Raw genomic sequence first — 15539 nt, forward strand, 5'->3', positions numbered from 1 at the left:
GGCGGATCTGACCCCGCGCGCCCCTGCCTGACCTCGACCCTCAGGCCACCCCCTTCGCACGCCCACGTCCGGCGTGCGCCTTCCGCACACCCATGTCCCGGAGGACAGCCATGCCCGTCGAGTTCATCTCCGCCATCAACGTCAACCCCGCCAACGAGGTCAACGGCCTGCGGGAGAGCGCCATCGACCCCGCCTACCTGCGCCGCTACGCCCGGATCCTGGAGGAGGGCGGCTTCGACTACTCCCTGGTCCCCTACGGGTCCGCGGGCCACGACCCGTTCACCATCGCCTCGGCATTCACGCAGGTCACCGAGCACCTGCGCCCGATCGTCGCCCTGCGGCCCAACACCGTGTACCCGACCGTCGCGGCCAAGGCGCTGGCCACCCTCGACCAGCTCTCCGGCGGCCGTGCGGTGGTGCACTTCATCGCCGGCGGCGACGACCACGAGCAGGCCCGCGAGGGCGATCGCCTGACCAAGCCGGAGCGCTACGCCCGCCAGGAGGAGTACATCCGGATCCTGCGCCGGGTCTGGTCCGAGACCGAGCCCTTCGACCACGCAGGGACCTACTACTCCTTCGAGGACTTCGTCTCCCGGGTCCGGCCGGTGAACGGCACCATCCCGGTGTCGGTCGGCGGGTCCTCGGCGGAGGCCTACGCCCAGGGCGGCGCGCTGGCGGACATCTTCGGCCTGTGGGGCGAGCCGCTGAAGGACACCCAGCAGCAGATCGACCGGATCGCGGACGCCGCCCGCTCCGCCGGCCGCACCGACACCCCGCGCACCTGGGTGACGTTCCGGCCGATCATCGCGCCGACCGAGGAGCTGGCCTGGGAGAAGGCCGAGCGCACGCTGGAGATCCTGCAGAGCAGGTCCGGCGCCCCCGGCGCGGGCCAGCCCAGCGGGCACCGGGGCGGCCTGTGGGTGCAGACCCCGTCCGGCACCGGGCCCGCCAACGTCGGCTCCCAGCGGCTGCTGGAGATCGCGGCCCGCGGCGACCGGCACGACCGCGCCCTGTGGACCCCGACCGCCAGCGCCACCGGCGCCCGCGGCGCGTCCACCGCACTGGTCGGCACCCCGGAGACCGTCGCCGCCGCGATCCTCGACTACGTCGACCTCGGCGCCGAGCTGATCTCGATCCGCGGCTACGACAACCTCAACGACGCGATCGACTACGGCCGCTACCTGATCCCGCTGGTCCGCGAGGAGCTGGCCCACCGCGAGGCCACCGGGGTCCGCGGCCAGATCGTCGCGCAGCCGCCGCTGGAGTCCGTGGCGGTGCCGGCATGACCGTCGAGGCCCCGGCGGTCCCCGACCTCTCCGACGCCGCGCTCGCCCGGGTCACCCAGGCCCTGGCCGCCACCGCGGAGCAGCACGACCGGACCGCCGAGTTCCCCTGGGCCGGGATCCACACCGTGCACGACGCCGGCCTGCTCACCCTCGGCATCGGCCCCCGCCACGGCGGACCCGGCCTGTCCGCGGTCGACGCGGTCCGGGTGTTCGAGGCCCTGGGTGCGGGCGACCCCGCCGTCGCCCTGATCGTGGCGATGACGGTCGGCCAGCACGCCGCGCAGGACAGATCGCCGTGGTGGCCCGAGGAGCTCTACCGCGAGGTCGTCGCCCGCTCGGTGGACGCCCCGGTGCTGCTGAACGCGGTACGGGCCGAGCCGGAGTGGGGGGCTCCCGCCCGCGGCGGCCTGCCGGCCACCACGGTCCGCCGGGAGGGCGACGGCTGGCTGCTCTCCGGTCGCAAGGGCTTCGCCACCGGGTCGGAGGGACTGGCCTACCACCTGGTCTGGGCGGTCCATCACGACGGCCCCTCCGGCGAGCCCGAGCTGGCGCACGCCATCGTGCCCGGCGACGACCCGGGCGTCCGGGTGGAGCGCACCTGGGACCACCTCGGCCAGCGCGCGACCAGCACCCACGACGTGATCTACACCGACGTCCGGATCCCGGCCGACCACTTCCGGGGCGTCCCGCAGTCCCGGCTGTCCCGGCAGGACTTCCCCGGCGTGATCGCGCTCGGACTGCCCGCCCTCTACGTCGGGGTCGGGCGGGCGGCGCAGACCTTCCTGCACCGCTTCGCCCGGGACCGGGTGCCGACCTCGCTCGGCCGCCCGATCGCGACCACCGAGCACATCCAGCAGACGGCGGGCCAGGTCGAGGCGCTGCTGGTCCAGGCCGAGGAACTGCTGCTCGGCCTGGCCGCCCGTGCCGACGCCGGGGACCCGGGTGCGACCCGGCGGTTCGGCCTGGCCAAGGTGCTCGCCACCCGCGGCGCGATCGAGGCGGTGCAGACCGCCGTGGCCGCGCTCGGCAACCCCGCGCTCACCCGCCACCACCCGCTGGAGCGGCACCTGCGTGACGTGCTCGCCGCCCGCGTCCACCCGCCGCAGGAGGACGCCGCCCTGCTCGCCACCGGCCGCCACCTGCTGGCCGAGTGACCCCTCCCGCCCCACCTCGCACCGACCGATCCCAGAGGACCGACCGATGACCCTCAGCCGCCGCTTCGCCACCCTGGCGTCCGCCACCGCCGTCACCGCCCTGCTCGCCGCCTGCTCCACCGCGGGCGCCACCGGCACCGACCCCACCGAGGACGCGGGCGACCCCGTCTCCGGCGGCACCCTCGACGTCGCGTTCTTCCCCGACAACGCCGCCTTCGCCTGCGTCGACCCGTTCCAGACCTACTGGATCGAGCACCGCACCGTGATCCGGAACTTCGCCGACTCGCTCACCGACCAGGACCCCGAGACCGGTGAGCTGGTCCCGTGGCTGGCCACCGACTGGCAGGTCTCCGACGACGGCCTGTCCTACACCTTCGATCTGCGGGACGACGTGACGTTCTCGGACGGCACCGCGTTCACCGCCGACTCGGTCAAGCTGGCCTTCGACTCCGGCGCCGCCACCCTGGAGCAGCTGCCCACCGCCTACGGCGCGGTGTACCTGGCGGGCTACGACTCCACCGAGGTCGTCGACGGGGACACCGTGGTCGTGCACTTCAGCACGCCGAACTCGGCCTTCCTGCAAGGCACGTCGACCACCAACCTGGCGATCCTGGCCGCCTCGTCGTACCAGGCGACCCCGGAGGAGCGCTGCCTCGGGGACGTGGTCGGCTCCGGACCCTTCGTGCTCGAGGACTACTCCCCCGGGGAGAAGACCGTCCTGACCAAGCGCGAGGGCTACGACTGGGGCTCCGAGCTGCGCGAGCACTCCGGTGAGGCCTACCTGGACGGCATCACCTTCACCTACGTGGCGGAGGACAGCGTCCGGGTCGGCCAGCTCACCTCGGACGCGATCGACATCGCCTGGCCGCGCAATCCGATCAGCGAGAACGACACCGCGCTGATCCAGTCCTCCGGCGACTCGGTGGTCAGCCGCTCGCTGCCGGGCCCGGCGAACACCTACTACCCGAACGTCGCGGACGGGAAGATCCTGGCCGACGAGCAGGTCCGCCTCGCGCTGCAGAAGGCCATCGACCGGGACAGCTACGCCTCGACCATCTTCGGCACCGAGTACCCCGCGGTGACCAGCATCTACGACACCACCACCCCGTCGTACCAGGATCACACCGACGACCTGGCCTACGACGCGGACGGCGCCGCCGACCTGCTGGACGAGGCCGGGTGGACCCTCGGCGACGACGGGTACCGCTACAAGGACGGCCAGAAGCTGACCCTGTCCACCCCGGTCATCGCGCAGTTCTCCGCTGGCGACCAGCTGATCCAGGACCAGCTCAAGGCGGTCGGCATCGACCTGGAGCTGAACGTGATCACCCAGGCCCAGCGGTCCGAGGTGCTGGCCGCGGGCGACTACGACCTGATCAGCACCTACTACACCCGCGCCGACCCGGGCGTGATCCAGTGGATCGTCGATGCCCGCTACGCCGGCTCCCAGGCGCAGGCGGTCAACGCGCTCACCGCCGACCAGACCGCCGAGGTGCAGGCGTTGCTCGACCGGGGCACCACCACGCTGGACGCCACGGCCCGGTCGGAGGTCTACGCCGAGCTGCAGGACTACTACCTGGAGCACGCCCTGGCCTTCCCGACCTTCGAGCGGGTGCAGACCGCGGGTGTGTCGGCGGCGGTGCACGGCTTCCGGTTCACCTCGGAGTCCTTCGGGGACTTCGCCGACACCTGGATCACCCCGTGACCGCGGCGGTCCTGGCGGCCCCGGGCGTCCCGCGGACCCGGGTCCTGCGCTGGGGGCCGGCCGGGTACATCGCCGGCCGGGTCCTGCAGGCGGCCGGGGTGCTGTGGGCGGCGTACACCGTCACCTTCGTCATCCTGTGGCTGCTGCCCAGCGACCCGCTGGCCCTGGTGCTCTCGGCCAACAACGTCGAGCTGGACTCGCTCACGCCGGCCCAGCTGGCCGAGGCCCAGGCCCGCTACGGCCTGGACCAGCCGGTGCTGACCCAGTACTGGACCATGCTGACGAACGCGCTGCACGGGGACCTGGGCACCTCCACCACCAAGGGGGTGCCGGTCACCCAGCTGATCGCCGAGCGTCTGCCGGGCACCCTCCAGCTCTCCGGCCTCGCGATCCTGCTGGCGCTCGGCGGCGGCGTGCTGGTCGCCTGGCTGGCCGCCTACGTCCGGTGGTCCCCGCTCCGGCTGCTGCTGACCCGGCTGCCGTCCGCGGGGGTGGCGTTCCCGTCGTTCTGGATCGGTCTGCTGCTGATCCAGGTGTTCGCCTTCGGCCTGGGCTGGCTGCCGTCCACCGGCTCGGCCGGGCCGCAGGCGCTGATCCTGCCCGCCGTCACGATGGCGATCCCGACCGGTGCCGCCTTCGCACAGGTGCTGACCCGCAGCCTGACCGACACGCTCGCGGAGCCGTACATCACCACCGCCACCGCCACCGGGCTGTCCCGGGCCGCGGTGATCGGACGGCACGCGCTGCGCAATGCCGCCCTGCCCACGCTGACCATCCTCGGCCTGCTGGTCGGGGGCACGGTCACCGGCGCGATCGTCACCGAGACGGTCTTCGCCCGGCAGGGGGTGGGCACCCTCGCCCAGGAGTCCGTGCTGAACCAGGACGTGCCGGTGGTGCAGGCCGTGGTCGTGCTGGCCGCCGCCGCCTTCGTGCTGGTGAACCTGCTGGTCGACCTGCTCTACCCGTTGCTCGACCCCCGGATCGCGAGGTCACGATGACCACTCTCACCCAGTCCCGGGTCACCGCGGCCGCCCGCGCCGCCGCCCCGGCCCGGACCGCCACCGGCCGCTCCGCCCGGCGCCGCGCCACCGCTCGGGCCCTGCTCCGGCGACCCGGCTTCCTGATCGCCCTGGCGTTCACCGGCTTCGTGATCCTGTCCGCGCTCGTGCCGGCCTGGTTCACCTCGGCCGACCCCTACGCCACGGCCCCGGCGGACAAGCTGCTGCCGCCCAGCGCCGCCCACCTGTTCGGCACCGACGAGCTGGGCCGGGACCTGTTCTCCCGGGTGCTGCACGGCGGCGCGCTCACCATCCAGGCCACCGCCCTGGCGATCGGCATCGCGCTGGTCGGTGGGCTCGGGCTCGGAGTGCTGAGCGGGTTCGTCGGCGGCTGGGTGGACGCCCTGGTGATGCGCGCGGTCGACGTGCTGCTGGCCATCCCCGGTCTGCTGCTCGCGCTGGCGATCGTCACCGCGGTCGGCTTCGGCACCGTCCCGGTCGCCGTGGCGGTCGGCGTCGGGATCATCCCCGGCTTCGCCCGCACCACCCGGGCCGAGGTGCTCCGGGTCAAGACCCTCCCCTACGTGGAGGCCGCCCGCACCGGCGGCGCTCCCTGGGGCCGGGTGCTGCTGCGGCACGTGCTGCCGAACTCCTGGGGTCCGGTGGCCGTGCTGGCGGTGCTGGACTTCGGCGCCGCGATCATCGCGGTGGCGGCGCTCTCCTTCCTCGGCTTCGGTGCCGAACCGCCCGCCGCGGAGTGGGGCACGTTGATCTCCGCGGGCCGGAACTACCTGGTGACGAGCCCGTGGCTGAGCCTGCTGCCCGGCCTGTTCGTCGGCCTGCTGGTCCTGGCACTGAACCACCTGGCCCGTACCGTCGAGGAGGTCGGCCGATGACCGCCGTCGCCCAGCTCACCGACCTGGAGGTCACCTACCGGCGCCACGCCCCGGCGGTGCGCGGCGTGTCCCTGAGCATCGCCCCGGGCGAGGTCCTGGCCGTGGTCGGCGAGTCCGGCTCCGGCAAGACCACCACCGCCTCCGCCCTGCTCGGTCTGCTGCCCGCCGCGGGCCGGATCACCGGCGGCAGGATCGAGGTCGACGGCCTGGACGTCACCCACGCCGGGGAGCGGGTGCGCCGCGGACTGCGCGGCCGGGTGATCGGCCTGGTCCCGCAGGACCCGATGGTCGGCCTGGACCCCACCCGCCGGGTGGCGGGTCAGCTCGCCGAGGCGGTCCGGCTGCGAGGGGTGCCGCGTCGCACGGCCCAGGTCGAGGTGCTGCAGCTGCTGCACGAGGCCGGAGTGGACGACCCTGAGCTACGGGCACGCCAGTACCCGCACGAGCTGTCCGGCGGCCTGCGGCAGCGGGTGCTGATCGCGCTCGCCCTGGCCGGCCGCCCCCGGCTGGTGGTGGCCGACGAGCCGACCTCGGCTCTGGACGTCACCGTGCAACGCCGGATCCTGGACCACCTGGTCGACCAGGTCCGCACCTCCGGGACCGCGCTGCTGATCATCACGCACGACCTGGCGATGGCCGCCGACCGCGCGGACCGGATCGTGGTCATGCAGGACGGCCGGGTGGTCGAGCACGGCCCCACCGCCACCGTGGTCGGGCAGCCCCAGGAGGCGTACACCCGACGCCTGATCGCCGCCGCCCCCGGTCTGCGCGGGTTCGAGCCCCGTCCGGACGAGCCGGCCCCGGACGTCCTCCGGCTGACCGGCGCCACCGTCGACTTCCCCGGTTCCGGCCGGGTGCTGGACGGCGTGGACCTCACCGTGCAGCGCGGTCGCACCCTGGCCGTGGTGGGCGAGTCGGGCTCGGGGAAGACCACCGCGCTGCGGGTCGCCCTCGGCCTGCAACGGCTCACCGCCGGCCGGATCGAGCTGGACGGCCAGGACCTCACCGACGCCGGGTGGAAGCAGTGGCGACCGCTGCGCCGCCGGGTGCAGCTGGTGCACCAGAACCCGTTCGCCGCCCTCGACCCGCGGTTCACCGTGGCCGAGTCGGTCGCGGAGCCCCTGGTCTCCTTCCGGGTCGGCGACCGGCGGACCCGGGCCACCCGCGCCGCCGAGCTGATCGACCGGGTGGGCCTGCCCGCCGACACGCTCTCCCGGCTGCCCGCGGAGCTCTCCGGCGGTCAGCGCCAGCGGGTGGCCATCGCCCGGGCCCTGGCCCTGTCCCCGGAGATCCTGCTGCTGGACGAGCCGGTGTCCGCCCTGGACGTGTCCGTGCAGGCGCAGATCCTCGACCTGCTGGCCGACCTGCAGCGCGAGCTCGGGGTGTCCTACCTGTTCGTCTCGCACGACCTCGCCGTGGTGGCCCAGGTCGCGCACCGGGTCGCGGTGCTGCACCGCGGACGGCTGGTCGAGTCCGGGGCCACCACCCAGGTCTTCACCGACCCCCGGCACGAGCGCACCCGCGAGCTGCTGGACGCGGTGCCGGGCCGATCGGCGGTGGCCCGATGACCGCCGCCCTGGACCTGGTCCAGCTCCGGTCGTTCGTGGCCATCGCGGACTGCGGGGGCTTCGGGCGCGCCGCCGTCGCCCTGCACCTGAGCCAGCCCACCGTCAGCCAGCACGTGCGCAGCCTGGAGCGCCGGCTGCACACCCCGCTGGTCGAGCGGCACGGGCGCGGCACCCGGTTCACCCCGGCCGGGGAGCGCCTGCTGGCCGAGGCCCGCCGGATCCTCGCGGTGCACGACGACGCGCTGGCCCGGTTGGACGCGGCCGGTCGGCGCACCGTGGTGATCGGCTCCACCGAGACCGCCGCCGACCAGGTGCTGCCCGGTCTGCTCACCGCGCTGCGCGACGCCTACCCGGGGCGACCGGTGCAGTTCAGCATCGACCGCTCCACCCAGATGACCGAGGCGATCGACCGCGGCACGATCGACGTCGCGGTGCTGCTCGCGCTCGGACCGGAGACCCCGGGACGCCCGGTGGGCACCCTGCCGCTGCGCTGGTTCGCCCACCCGGGTCTGGAGCTGACCGACACGATCCCGCTGGTCGCGTACTCGGAGCCCTGCGGCATGCGCCGCCGGGCGATGTCCGAGCTGGGCGAGGCCGGACGGGTGGTCCACCTGGCGGCCGAGTCCACCAGCCTCGAGGGCGTGATCGCCGCCGCCCGGGCCGGACTCGGCGTCGCCGTGCTGCCCAGTGCGGGTGCGGTCCCGGACGGCCTGGTCGAGCGCACCGACCTGCCCCCGCTGGGTGTCGCCTCCATCCACCTGGCCGTCCGGCGCGGGCTGGACGTCGACCTGGAGGCGGCCGCGCTGGGCGCCCTCGAACTGTTCTTCACCACCCTCACCAGGAGCACCGTCCATGAGCACTGACCACCTGATCGACGCCCCGGAGCTGGCCGCCCTGCTCGGCTCCGGCGCCCCGGTCCGCCTGCTCGACGTCCGCTGGACGCTGCCGGTGCCGGACGGCCGCCCGGCCTACCGCGCGGGGCACCTGCCGGGCGCGGTCTACGTCGACCTGGACACCGAGCTGGCCGCCCCGCCGTCCCGTGCCGGCCGTCATCCGCTGCCGGCCGTCGCGGACCTGCAGTCCGCCGCCCGGGGCTGGGGCCTGCGCACCGGCGACACGGTGGTGGTCTACGACGACAACGCGGGGCAGTCCGCCGCCCGGGCGTGGTGGCTGCTGCGCTGGGCCGGACTCACCGATGTCCGGCTGCTCGACGGCGGCCTGTCCGCCTGGGCCGCCGCCGGTCTGCCGCTGGAGCAGGACACGCCGGCGGTCGACCCGGGCGACGTCACCCTCGCCCCGGGCCACCTGCCCACCCTGGACGCCGACGGCGCCGCCGCCGCCGATCTGCTGCTGGACGCGCGCGCCGCCGAGCGCTACCGCGGCGAGGTCGAGCCGATCGATCCGCGTCCCGGTCACATCCCCGGCGCGGTCAGCGCCCCCACCGCGCAGAACGTCGGCGCCGACGGCCGGTTCCGGCCCGCCGCCGAGCTGACCGAGCGCTTCACCGCACTGGGCGCCCGACCGGGTGCGCCGGTCGGCGTCTACTGCGGCTCCGGTGTCACCGCCGCGCACCAGGCACTCGCCCTGACCCTCGCCGGGCTGGACCCGGTGCTCTACCCCGGATCGTGGTCCGAATGGTCCGCCGATCCCACCCGTCCCGCCGCACTCGCCGCCGAGGAGGCCGCCCGATGACCGTCACCCAGCCCAGCACCACCGCCGCCACCCGCACCTGGTCCGAGCCGGAGCACCTCGCACCGCGCGGCACCCTGGTCCTGCTGGTCGGCCGCGGTGAGACGCCCGAGGTCTACCAGCGGTTCGGCAGCCGGATCGCGGCGGACGCGTACCGGGTGATCGCGGTCGACGACGACCCCGCGGCGCCCGCCACCGCCGCGGCCCTGCTCGCCGACGACACGCTGCCCGGCCCGCACGTCCTGATCGGCTCGGACGCCGGGGCGCTCACCGCCGTGCAGCTGGTCCGCGACGGCGCCCGCCCGGACGCCGTCGTGCTGGCCGGCCTGCCGGTCCGCCCGGGTCCGCTCGGTCAGGCCTGGGGCGGCAGCTGGGAGTCCGAGGTCGCCGCGCGCACCGCCTGCCCGAACCACCGTGCGGTGCTGGCCCGCTCCGCCCGCGGCGGGATCGCCGAGGCGCTGCGCACCGCCCTGCCGATCGCGCCGGTCGCCCCCGGCACGCTCGGTGTCCCGACCCTGGCCCTGCACGGCGCCGCCGACCCGATCAGCCCCGCGCCGGAGGCCGTGCCGGTGCTGACCGAGCTCGGCGCGGAGGTCTCCCTGGTCGCCGACGGCCTGCACGACGTGCTCAACGACGTCCAGCACCGCTCGGTCGCCGCCACCGTCGTCCTGTTCCTGGAGCGCCTGCGTGCCGGCGGCGTGATCGTGAGCCCGGCATGACCGCCCTGGACGTCCTCGCCCCCACCGACCGGTCCGCGGCCGCCCGCGAGTCCGCCCGGGCCGACCGCTCCGGCTGGTCGGTCGGCGACCCCCCGGACGCCGTGGTCCGCCCGACCACCGTCGCCGAGGTCCAGGCCGTGGTCCGCTGGGCCGCCGACCACCAGGTGCCCCTGGTCCCCCGTGGCGCGGGCACCGGTCTGACCGGGGGCGCGTCGGCCACCGCCGGTCAGGTCGTCCTGGACCTGTCCGCCCTGGACGCCATCGAGTCCGTCGACCCGGACGCCCGGATCGCCGTGGTCCAGCCCGGGGTGATCGTCGCCGACCTGGACCGGGCGGCCGCGGCGCACGGTCTGCGCTACGCCCCGGACCCGGGCAGCGTCGCCATCGCCAGCATCGGCGGCACCATCGCCACCAACGCGGGCGGTCTGCGCTGCGCCCGGCACGGCGGCACCCGGGAGGCGGTGGTCGGCCTGGACGTCGTGCTGGCCGACGGATCCCTGCTGCGCACCGGCACCTCGGGCCCGCGCAGCGTCACCGGCTACGACCTCACCTCGCTGTTCGTCGGCTCGGAGGGCACCCTCGGCATCGTGGTCCGCGCCACCGTCCGGCTCCAGCCGCAGCCGGTCGCGACCGCCACCGTGGCCGCCCTGTTCGCGGACGTCGCCGCCGCGGCCCGCGCAGTCCGCACCGTGACCGCCGCCGGGCCGGTGCCGCCGACGCTGGAACTCCTCGATCACGCCACCCTCGCCGCCGTCGACCCGGTGCTGGCCGCCGACGGGGGCGCCTTCCTCCTGGTGCAGACCGAGGGACCGGGGGCCCTGGCCGAGGCCACCGACCTGGCCGGGCTGCTGCGCGGCACCGCGCTGCGGGTGGACGTGACCGACGACCCGGCCCGCTCCGAGCGCCTGATCGAGACCCGCCGCGGCGCACTGCCCGCCGTGCAGCGCCTCGGCCGGGTGCTGATCGAGGACGTGTCGGTCCCGCGCACCGCGCTGGCCGAGGCGCTGACCGGCATCGCCGCGATCTCCGACGCCACCGGGGTCCGGGTCTTCACCTTCGCGCACGCCGGCGAGGGCGTCATCCACCCCCTGGTCCTCACCGACGACGGCGAGGTCACGCCCCGGGTGCAGGAGGCCGTCGACGCCGTCGTCGCCCTCGCGCTGCGCCTCGGCGGCACGCTGACCGGCGAGCACGGCATCGGCGCGCTCAAGCGCCGCTGGCTGTCCGACGAGCTCGACCCGGTCGCCCGCACCACCCTGCACCGGATCAAGGACGCACTCGACCCGGCCGGGGTGCTGAACCCCGGCAAGGCGATCTGAGAGGACCCCATGACTATCCCGTCCACCCTGCTCACCGGCGGCCGACAGGTCGTCGCCCTCACCGGCAATCCCCGCCCCGGCTCCCGGACCGCCGCCGCCGCCCAGGCCACCGCCGCCTACCTCGGGACCGCGCTCGACCTGTCCCCGGCGGATCCGATCGACCTGTCCGATCTCGCCCCGGAGCTGCTGGCCCCGGAGCACCCCCGCGCGGACCGCGCGCTGACCGCGGCCGCCCACGCCGCGGTCCTGGTGGTCGCGACCCCGGTGCACAAGGCGTCCTTCACCGGCCTGCTCAAGGCGTTCCTCGACCTGTACGGCCCGCGTGGGCTGGCCGGTGTCGTCGCGGTCCCGCTGGTGATCCCCGGCGACCCCGCGCACGCCCTGGTCGGCGAGCACCACCTGCGACCCGTCCTGGTCGAGCTCGGCGCCGTCCTGCCCACCCGCTCCCTGGTGATCACCGCCGGGCAGCTGACCGCACTCGACGACCACCTGGACGCCTGGTGGTCCACCGAGGGCCCGGCCCTGCGCCGCGCCGTCCCCCTGGAGGTGACCCGATGACCACGCTGCACCAGCTGGAGGCCGATCTGAGAGAGCAGGACGAGCCGCAGCTCACGCCCGAGCAGTACAAGTCGGTGTTCCGGCAGCACGCCGCCGGGGTCGCCGTGGTCACCCTGCTCGGCGACGACGGCCCGGTCGGCTTCACCGCCACCTCGGTGATCTCGGTCTCCGCCGACCCGCCGCTGCTGGCGTTCTCCATCGACTCCGGGTCCTCGTCCTGGCCCGCACTGTCCCGGGCCCGCACCCTGGTGGTCGGCTTCCTCGCCAACGACCAGGCCGAGCTGTCCGGCCGGTTCGCCGCCCGGGGCGTCGACCGCTTCGCCGCCGGCGGCTGGTCCTCGCTGGACACCGGCGAGCCCGTGCTGGACGGCGTGCAGTCCTGGGTCCGCGGCCGGGTGGTGCAGCGCACCCCGGTGGGCACGAGCTACCTGGTGTCGGTGCGCGCGCTCTCCCACGCCGCCCGGCCGGAGGCGGAGCCGCTGGTCTACCGGGACCGGGCCTACTACGGGCTGACCGCCCTGTGACCCTCCATCACTGTTCGGAATGATTCTCATTACATGCTAAGTTCCTTCCCACCACACAGCCACCTCTGGGAAGGAGTCGGCGCGGCCCGCCCGCGCCCACCACCATGAACACCCGCACCCGACCTCTCGCCGCACTCGGCGCCGGCCTGACCGCCGCCCTGCTCCTGGCCGCCTGCGGACAGTCGGCGGACACCGCCACCCCGGCCGCGTCCACCACCCCGGAGCCGACCTCGGCCTCGCAGGAGTCCGCCAGCCTGAAGCCCCGGCTGGTGCTCACCTACGACGGCGGCCTCCAGGTCCTGGACGCCACCACCCTCGAGCTGGTTTCCGACCTGGAGCTGACCGGCTTCAACCGGGTCAACCCCTCCGGCGACGGCCGCCACGTGCTGGTCTCCACCGAGGGCGGCTTCCGGGTGCTCGACGCCGGGACCTGGGCCCAGGCGCACGGCGACCACAGCCACTTCTTCGTGGCCGACCCGACCCTCACCGACCTCACCTACGCCGCCGAGACCCCCGGTCACGCGGTCGTGCACGAGGGCCGCACCGCACTCTTCGACGACGGCACCGGCCAGGTCACCGTCGTCGACTCCGCCGCCATCGCCGACCCGGACGCCGAGCGCCGCGAGTTCACCACCCCCGAGGCGCACCACGGCGTCGCGGTCGAGCTCTCCGACGGCAGCGTCGTGGTCTCCGAGGGCGACGAGGACTCCCGCACCGGCATCCGGCTGCTGGCCGCCGACGACAGCGAGACCGCGGTCAACGACCAGTGCCCGGGCGTGCACGGCGAGGCCGTCGCCGCGGACGAGGTCGTCGTGATCGGCTGCGAGAACGGCGCCCTGGTGGTCACGGACGGCCAGATCAGCAAGGTCGCGGCCCCCGACGCCTACGGCCGGATCGGCAACCAGGCCGGGTCCGAGGAGTCGCCGGTGGTGCTGGGCGACTACAAGTCCGACCCGGACGCCGACCTGGAGCGCCCGACCCGGGTCAGCCTGATCGACACCCGTACCGCGACCCTGACCCTGGTCGACCTGCCCTCCTCGTACACCTTCCGCTCGCTGGCCCGCGATGACGACGGCGAGGCCCTGGTGCTCGGCACCGACGGCAACCTGCACGTCATCGACCCCGAGACCGGCACGCTGGTCCGGTCGATGCCGGTGCTCGACGCGTGGGAGGAGCCGGAGAACTGGCAGGAGCCCCGCCCGGCGATCCAGGTGCACGACGGCACCGCGTACATCACCGATCCGGCGAACGACCGCCTGCTCGCGGTCGACGTCCTGACCGGCGAGATCTGGAACTCCGCCGACCTCACCGTCACCCCGAACGAGCTGACCGTCGCCACCGGCGAGCAGGAGCACGAGCACGAGGGGCACGAGCACGAGGAGCACGAGGACTGATCCTCCGCAGACCGACGGCCCGGCCCCGCATCCTCTGCGCGGGACCGGGCCGTCGGTCGTGTCAGTGCGAGCGCAACGCGTCGATCAGCTCGTCCTTGGTCATCGTCGACCGGCCCTCGATCTCCAGCTCGGCGGCCCGGCCGCGCAGGTCGTCGACCGTCCAGTCGTCGTAGGAACCGGACTCCCCGCCCTTCTTCCCCACACTGCTGCGGCCACGGGCCGCGGCGGCGTTGGCGATCCGGGCGGACTTCTCCTTGCTGTTCCCCTCGTCCCGGAGCTCCTCGTACAGCTCCTTGTCCTTGATGCTGGGACCGGGATCGCGTTCGGGCATGGCAGGCCTCCTTCGGGTGTCCGTCGACTCTCCTCCGGGCCGGGACCGCCCGCATCTCAGCCGTCCAGGAACCGCCGGACCGCCTCGACCACCAGCGCGTGGTCCTCGGCCTGCGGCAGCCCGGAGACCGTCACCACGCCGACGATCCCGACCCCCTCCACGTGCACCGGGAACGCCCCGCCGTGCGCCGCGTACTCCTGCACGGGCAGCCCCTGCTTCTCCGCGAAGGTCGTCCCGGCCGCCCGGTGCCGCAGACCCGCGAGATAGGAGGACATGCCGAACCGCTCCACCACCCGGCTCTTGCGCTCGATCCAGCTGTCGTTGTCCGGCGTCGTGCCCGGACGTGCCGCGTGGAACAGCTGCTGGCGCCCCCGGCGGATGTCCACCGTGACCGCCAGCTCCCGTTCCGCGGCGAGGGCGACCAGCAGGCCGCCCAGCTCCCAGGCGTCGTCGTTGCTGAACGTCGCGAACCGCAGCTCGCGCTCCTGCCGCTCGACCTCCGCCACCAGGCGGGTCAGATCCTCCGTCATGGCGCCAGCATGGCACCGGCGGCTCAGCGCCGACGAGCCCGCAGCACCGCGTCCTGCACGTCGTGCTCCTGCTCTCCGTGCCGCTCCACCCGGTCCCGGGCCTCGGCCACCTGGATCTCCCAGTCGGCCGGGTCCAGCAGCGCCGCGATCTGCTCGGCGGTCATGAACCAGTCCTCCAGCGCTCCGAGCCCGTCGCGCAGGTGCCGGTCGTGCGGGTGGTGCCCGACGATCAGCAGCGTCCCGCCCGGTGCCACCGCCTCGGCCATCCGCCGGAACAGCGCGTCCCGGCCGCCCGGCTCCGGGTGCAGGAAGTGCGAGGTCACCAGGTCGTACCGCCGGCCGTCCGCGTCCCAGTCGCCGGCGTCCGCCTGCTCGGTGCGCACCGCGACGCCCTGCTCGGCCGCGAACTCCGCGACCCGGTCCAGCGCGCCCTGCGCGATGTCCACCGCGGTCACGTCCCAGCCGCGCAGCGCCAGCCACACCGAGTCGCCGCCCTCGCCGGCGCCGATGTCCACCGCGGTCCCGGGCGCCAGGTCGGCCGCCTCGGTCTCCAGCACCCGGTTCGGCCGCCCGGACCACACCCGCGGCGCCGTCCGGTACCGCTCCTCCCAGAACGCCCGGCCGGTCGGCGGCTGCCCGTGCGTGGCCGACGCGAACTTCTCGTGGTCGGCGGCCCGGACCGCGGCGAGCGTGTCCTCCTCGATAAGCTCCAGGTTCATCATCGCCGCGGCCGCCTGCCCCTCGGCCGCCGCGACCACCACCTGCGCGCTGAGGTCGGTGACGTTGCCCGCCGCCCGCACCCCCGGCACCACGGTCTGCCCACGGTCGCCGGTCGCCAGGACGCTCGACCCCGGGAACGGGCCCTCCT

At 74.8% G+C, this 15539-nt stretch carries 16 protein-coding genes; 13 read left to right on the forward strand and 3 right to left on the reverse strand.

Going from position 1 to position 15539, the window contains the following annotated elements; genetic code table 11:
- Positions 1–110: 110 nt before the first annotated feature.
- The 13 genes from OGL89_RS02235 to aztD all read left to right on the forward strand — a co-directional run bounded on the left by OGL89_RS02235 (position 111) and on the right by aztD (position 13810).
- Positions 111–1286, forward strand: coding sequence for an LLM class flavin-dependent oxidoreductase (locus OGL89_RS02235; protein ID WP_263118214.1), 1176 nt, complete (start codon positions 111–113; stop codon positions 1284–1286).
- On the forward strand, positions 1283–2440 hold the full coding sequence (locus OGL89_RS02240; protein ID WP_263118215.1) for an acyl-CoA dehydrogenase family protein: 1158 nt from the start codon (positions 1283–1285) through the stop codon (positions 2438–2440). The genes OGL89_RS02235 and OGL89_RS02240 overlap by 4 nt, the downstream gene beginning before the upstream one ends.
- A 46-nt stretch (positions 2441–2486) precedes the next feature.
- Positions 2487–4145, forward strand: a complete 1659-nt coding sequence (locus OGL89_RS02245; RefSeq protein ID WP_263118216.1) for an ABC transporter substrate-binding protein — start codon at positions 2487–2489, stop codon at positions 4143–4145.
- A complete protein-coding gene (locus OGL89_RS02250; protein WP_263118217.1) occupies positions 4142–5143 on the forward strand; it encodes an ABC transporter permease in 1002 nt (333 codons plus the stop codon). The genes OGL89_RS02245 and OGL89_RS02250 overlap by 4 nt, the downstream gene beginning before the upstream one ends.
- A complete protein-coding gene (locus tag OGL89_RS02255) occupies positions 5140–6039 on the forward strand; it encodes an ABC transporter permease (protein ID WP_263118219.1) in 900 nt (299 codons plus the stop codon). Before OGL89_RS02250 ends, OGL89_RS02255 begins: the two co-directional genes overlap by 4 nt.
- Entirely contained in the window at positions 6036–7607 is a 1572-nt protein-coding gene (locus OGL89_RS02260) for an ABC transporter ATP-binding protein (protein WP_263118220.1), read from the forward strand. Before OGL89_RS02255 ends, OGL89_RS02260 begins: the two co-directional genes overlap by 4 nt.
- Positions 7604–8470 (forward strand): LysR family transcriptional regulator, encoded by an 867-nt coding sequence (locus OGL89_RS02265; RefSeq protein WP_263118221.1) that lies wholly within the window; start codon positions 7604–7606, stop codon positions 8468–8470. Before OGL89_RS02260 ends, OGL89_RS02265 begins: the two co-directional genes overlap by 4 nt.
- Entirely contained in the window at positions 8460–9299 is an 840-nt protein-coding gene (locus OGL89_RS02270; RefSeq protein ID WP_263118222.1) for a sulfurtransferase, read from the forward strand. The genes OGL89_RS02265 and OGL89_RS02270 overlap by 11 nt, the downstream gene beginning before the upstream one ends.
- Positions 9296–10015, forward strand: coding sequence for an alpha/beta hydrolase (locus OGL89_RS02275; protein WP_263118223.1), 720 nt, complete (start codon positions 9296–9298; stop codon positions 10013–10015). Before OGL89_RS02270 ends, OGL89_RS02275 begins: the two co-directional genes overlap by 4 nt.
- Positions 10012–11334, forward strand: a complete 1323-nt coding sequence (locus tag OGL89_RS02280; protein WP_263118224.1) for an FAD-linked oxidase C-terminal domain-containing protein — start codon at positions 10012–10014, stop codon at positions 11332–11334. The genes OGL89_RS02275 and OGL89_RS02280 overlap by 4 nt, the downstream gene beginning before the upstream one ends.
- Before the next feature lie 9 nt (positions 11335–11343).
- Complete coding sequence (locus OGL89_RS02285; protein ID WP_263118225.1) at positions 11344–11892, forward strand: NAD(P)H-dependent oxidoreductase; 549 nt, start codon at positions 11344–11346, stop codon at positions 11890–11892.
- Entirely contained in the window at positions 11889–12416 is a 528-nt protein-coding gene (locus tag OGL89_RS02290; protein WP_263118226.1) for a flavin reductase family protein, read from the forward strand. The genes OGL89_RS02285 and OGL89_RS02290 overlap by 4 nt, the downstream gene beginning before the upstream one ends.
- A 104-nt stretch (positions 12417–12520) precedes the next feature.
- The gene (gene aztD, locus OGL89_RS02295) at positions 12521–13810 is read left to right on the forward strand and encodes a zinc metallochaperone AztD (protein ID WP_263118227.1); all 1290 of its coding nucleotides are present in this window, start codon (positions 12521–12523) and stop codon (positions 13808–13810) included.
- 61 nt (positions 13811–13871) lie between these two features.
- Here the strand turns inward: aztD and OGL89_RS02300 are convergent, their stop codons facing one another.
- The 3 genes from OGL89_RS02300 to OGL89_RS02310 form a co-directional block, all read right to left on the reverse strand.
- Positions 13872–14141: a Rho termination factor N-terminal domain-containing protein gene (locus OGL89_RS02300; RefSeq protein WP_263118228.1), complete on the reverse strand. Its 270-nt coding sequence runs from the start codon at positions 14139–14141 to the stop codon at positions 13872–13874.
- Positions 14142–14197: 56 nt separating this feature from the next.
- The gene (locus tag OGL89_RS02305) at positions 14198–14671 is read right to left on the reverse strand and encodes a heme-degrading domain-containing protein (RefSeq protein ID WP_263118229.1); all 474 of its coding nucleotides are present in this window, start codon (positions 14669–14671) and stop codon (positions 14198–14200) included.
- Between the two features lie 23 nt (positions 14672–14694).
- On the reverse strand, positions 14695–15539 hold an 845-nt coding region (locus OGL89_RS02310; protein WP_263118230.1), incomplete at its 5' end, for a class I SAM-dependent methyltransferase.

Origin of the sequence: Cellulomonas sp. RIT-PI-Y (genome assembly GCF_025642745.1) — a bacterium.
In the GTDB taxonomy this organism is placed as follows: domain Bacteria; phylum Actinomycetota; class Actinomycetes; order Actinomycetales; family Cellulomonadaceae; genus Cellulomonas.

Excerpts from the sequence above, each read along its gene's own strand:
- OGL89_RS02235 (WP_263118214.1), top strand. The coding sequence starts at position 111 with ATGCCCGTCGAGTTCATCTCCGCCATCAACGTCAACCCCGCCAACGAG.
- OGL89_RS02240 (WP_263118215.1), top strand. The coding sequence starts at position 1,283 with ATGACCGTCGAGGCCCCGGCGGTCCCCGACCTCTCCGACGCCGCGCTC.
- OGL89_RS02245 (WP_263118216.1), top strand. The coding sequence starts at position 2,487 with ATGACCCTCAGCCGCCGCTTCGCCACCCTGGCGTCCGCCACCGCCGTC.
- OGL89_RS02255 (WP_263118219.1), top strand. The coding sequence starts at position 5,140 with ATGACCACTCTCACCCAGTCCCGGGTCACCGCGGCCGCCCGCGCCGCC.
- OGL89_RS02260 (WP_263118220.1), top strand. The coding sequence starts at position 6,036 with ATGACCGCCGTCGCCCAGCTCACCGACCTGGAGGTCACCTACCGGCGC.
- OGL89_RS02265 (WP_263118221.1), top strand. The coding sequence starts at position 7,604 with ATGACCGCCGCCCTGGACCTGGTCCAGCTCCGGTCGTTCGTGGCCATC.
- OGL89_RS02270 (WP_263118222.1), top strand. The coding sequence starts at position 8,460 with ATGAGCACTGACCACCTGATCGACGCCCCGGAGCTGGCCGCCCTGCTC.
- OGL89_RS02275 (WP_263118223.1), top strand. The coding sequence starts at position 9,296 with ATGACCGTCACCCAGCCCAGCACCACCGCCGCCACCCGCACCTGGTCC.
- OGL89_RS02280 (WP_263118224.1), top strand. The coding sequence starts at position 10,012 with ATGACCGCCCTGGACGTCCTCGCCCCCACCGACCGGTCCGCGGCCGCC.
- OGL89_RS02285 (WP_263118225.1), top strand. The coding sequence starts at position 11,344 with ATGACTATCCCGTCCACCCTGCTCACCGGCGGCCGACAGGTCGTCGCC.
- OGL89_RS02290 (WP_263118226.1), top strand. The coding sequence starts at position 11,889 with ATGACCACGCTGCACCAGCTGGAGGCCGATCTGAGAGAGCAGGACGAG.
- aztD (WP_263118227.1), top strand. The coding sequence starts at position 12,521 with ATGAACACCCGCACCCGACCTCTCGCCGCACTCGGCGCCGGCCTGACC.
- OGL89_RS02300 (WP_263118228.1), bottom strand. The coding sequence starts at position 14,141 with ATGCCCGAACGCGATCCCGGTCCCAGCATCAAGGACAAGGAGCTGTAC.
- OGL89_RS02305 (WP_263118229.1), bottom strand. The coding sequence starts at position 14,671 with ATGACGGAGGATCTGACCCGCCTGGTGGCGGAGGTCGAGCGGCAGGAG.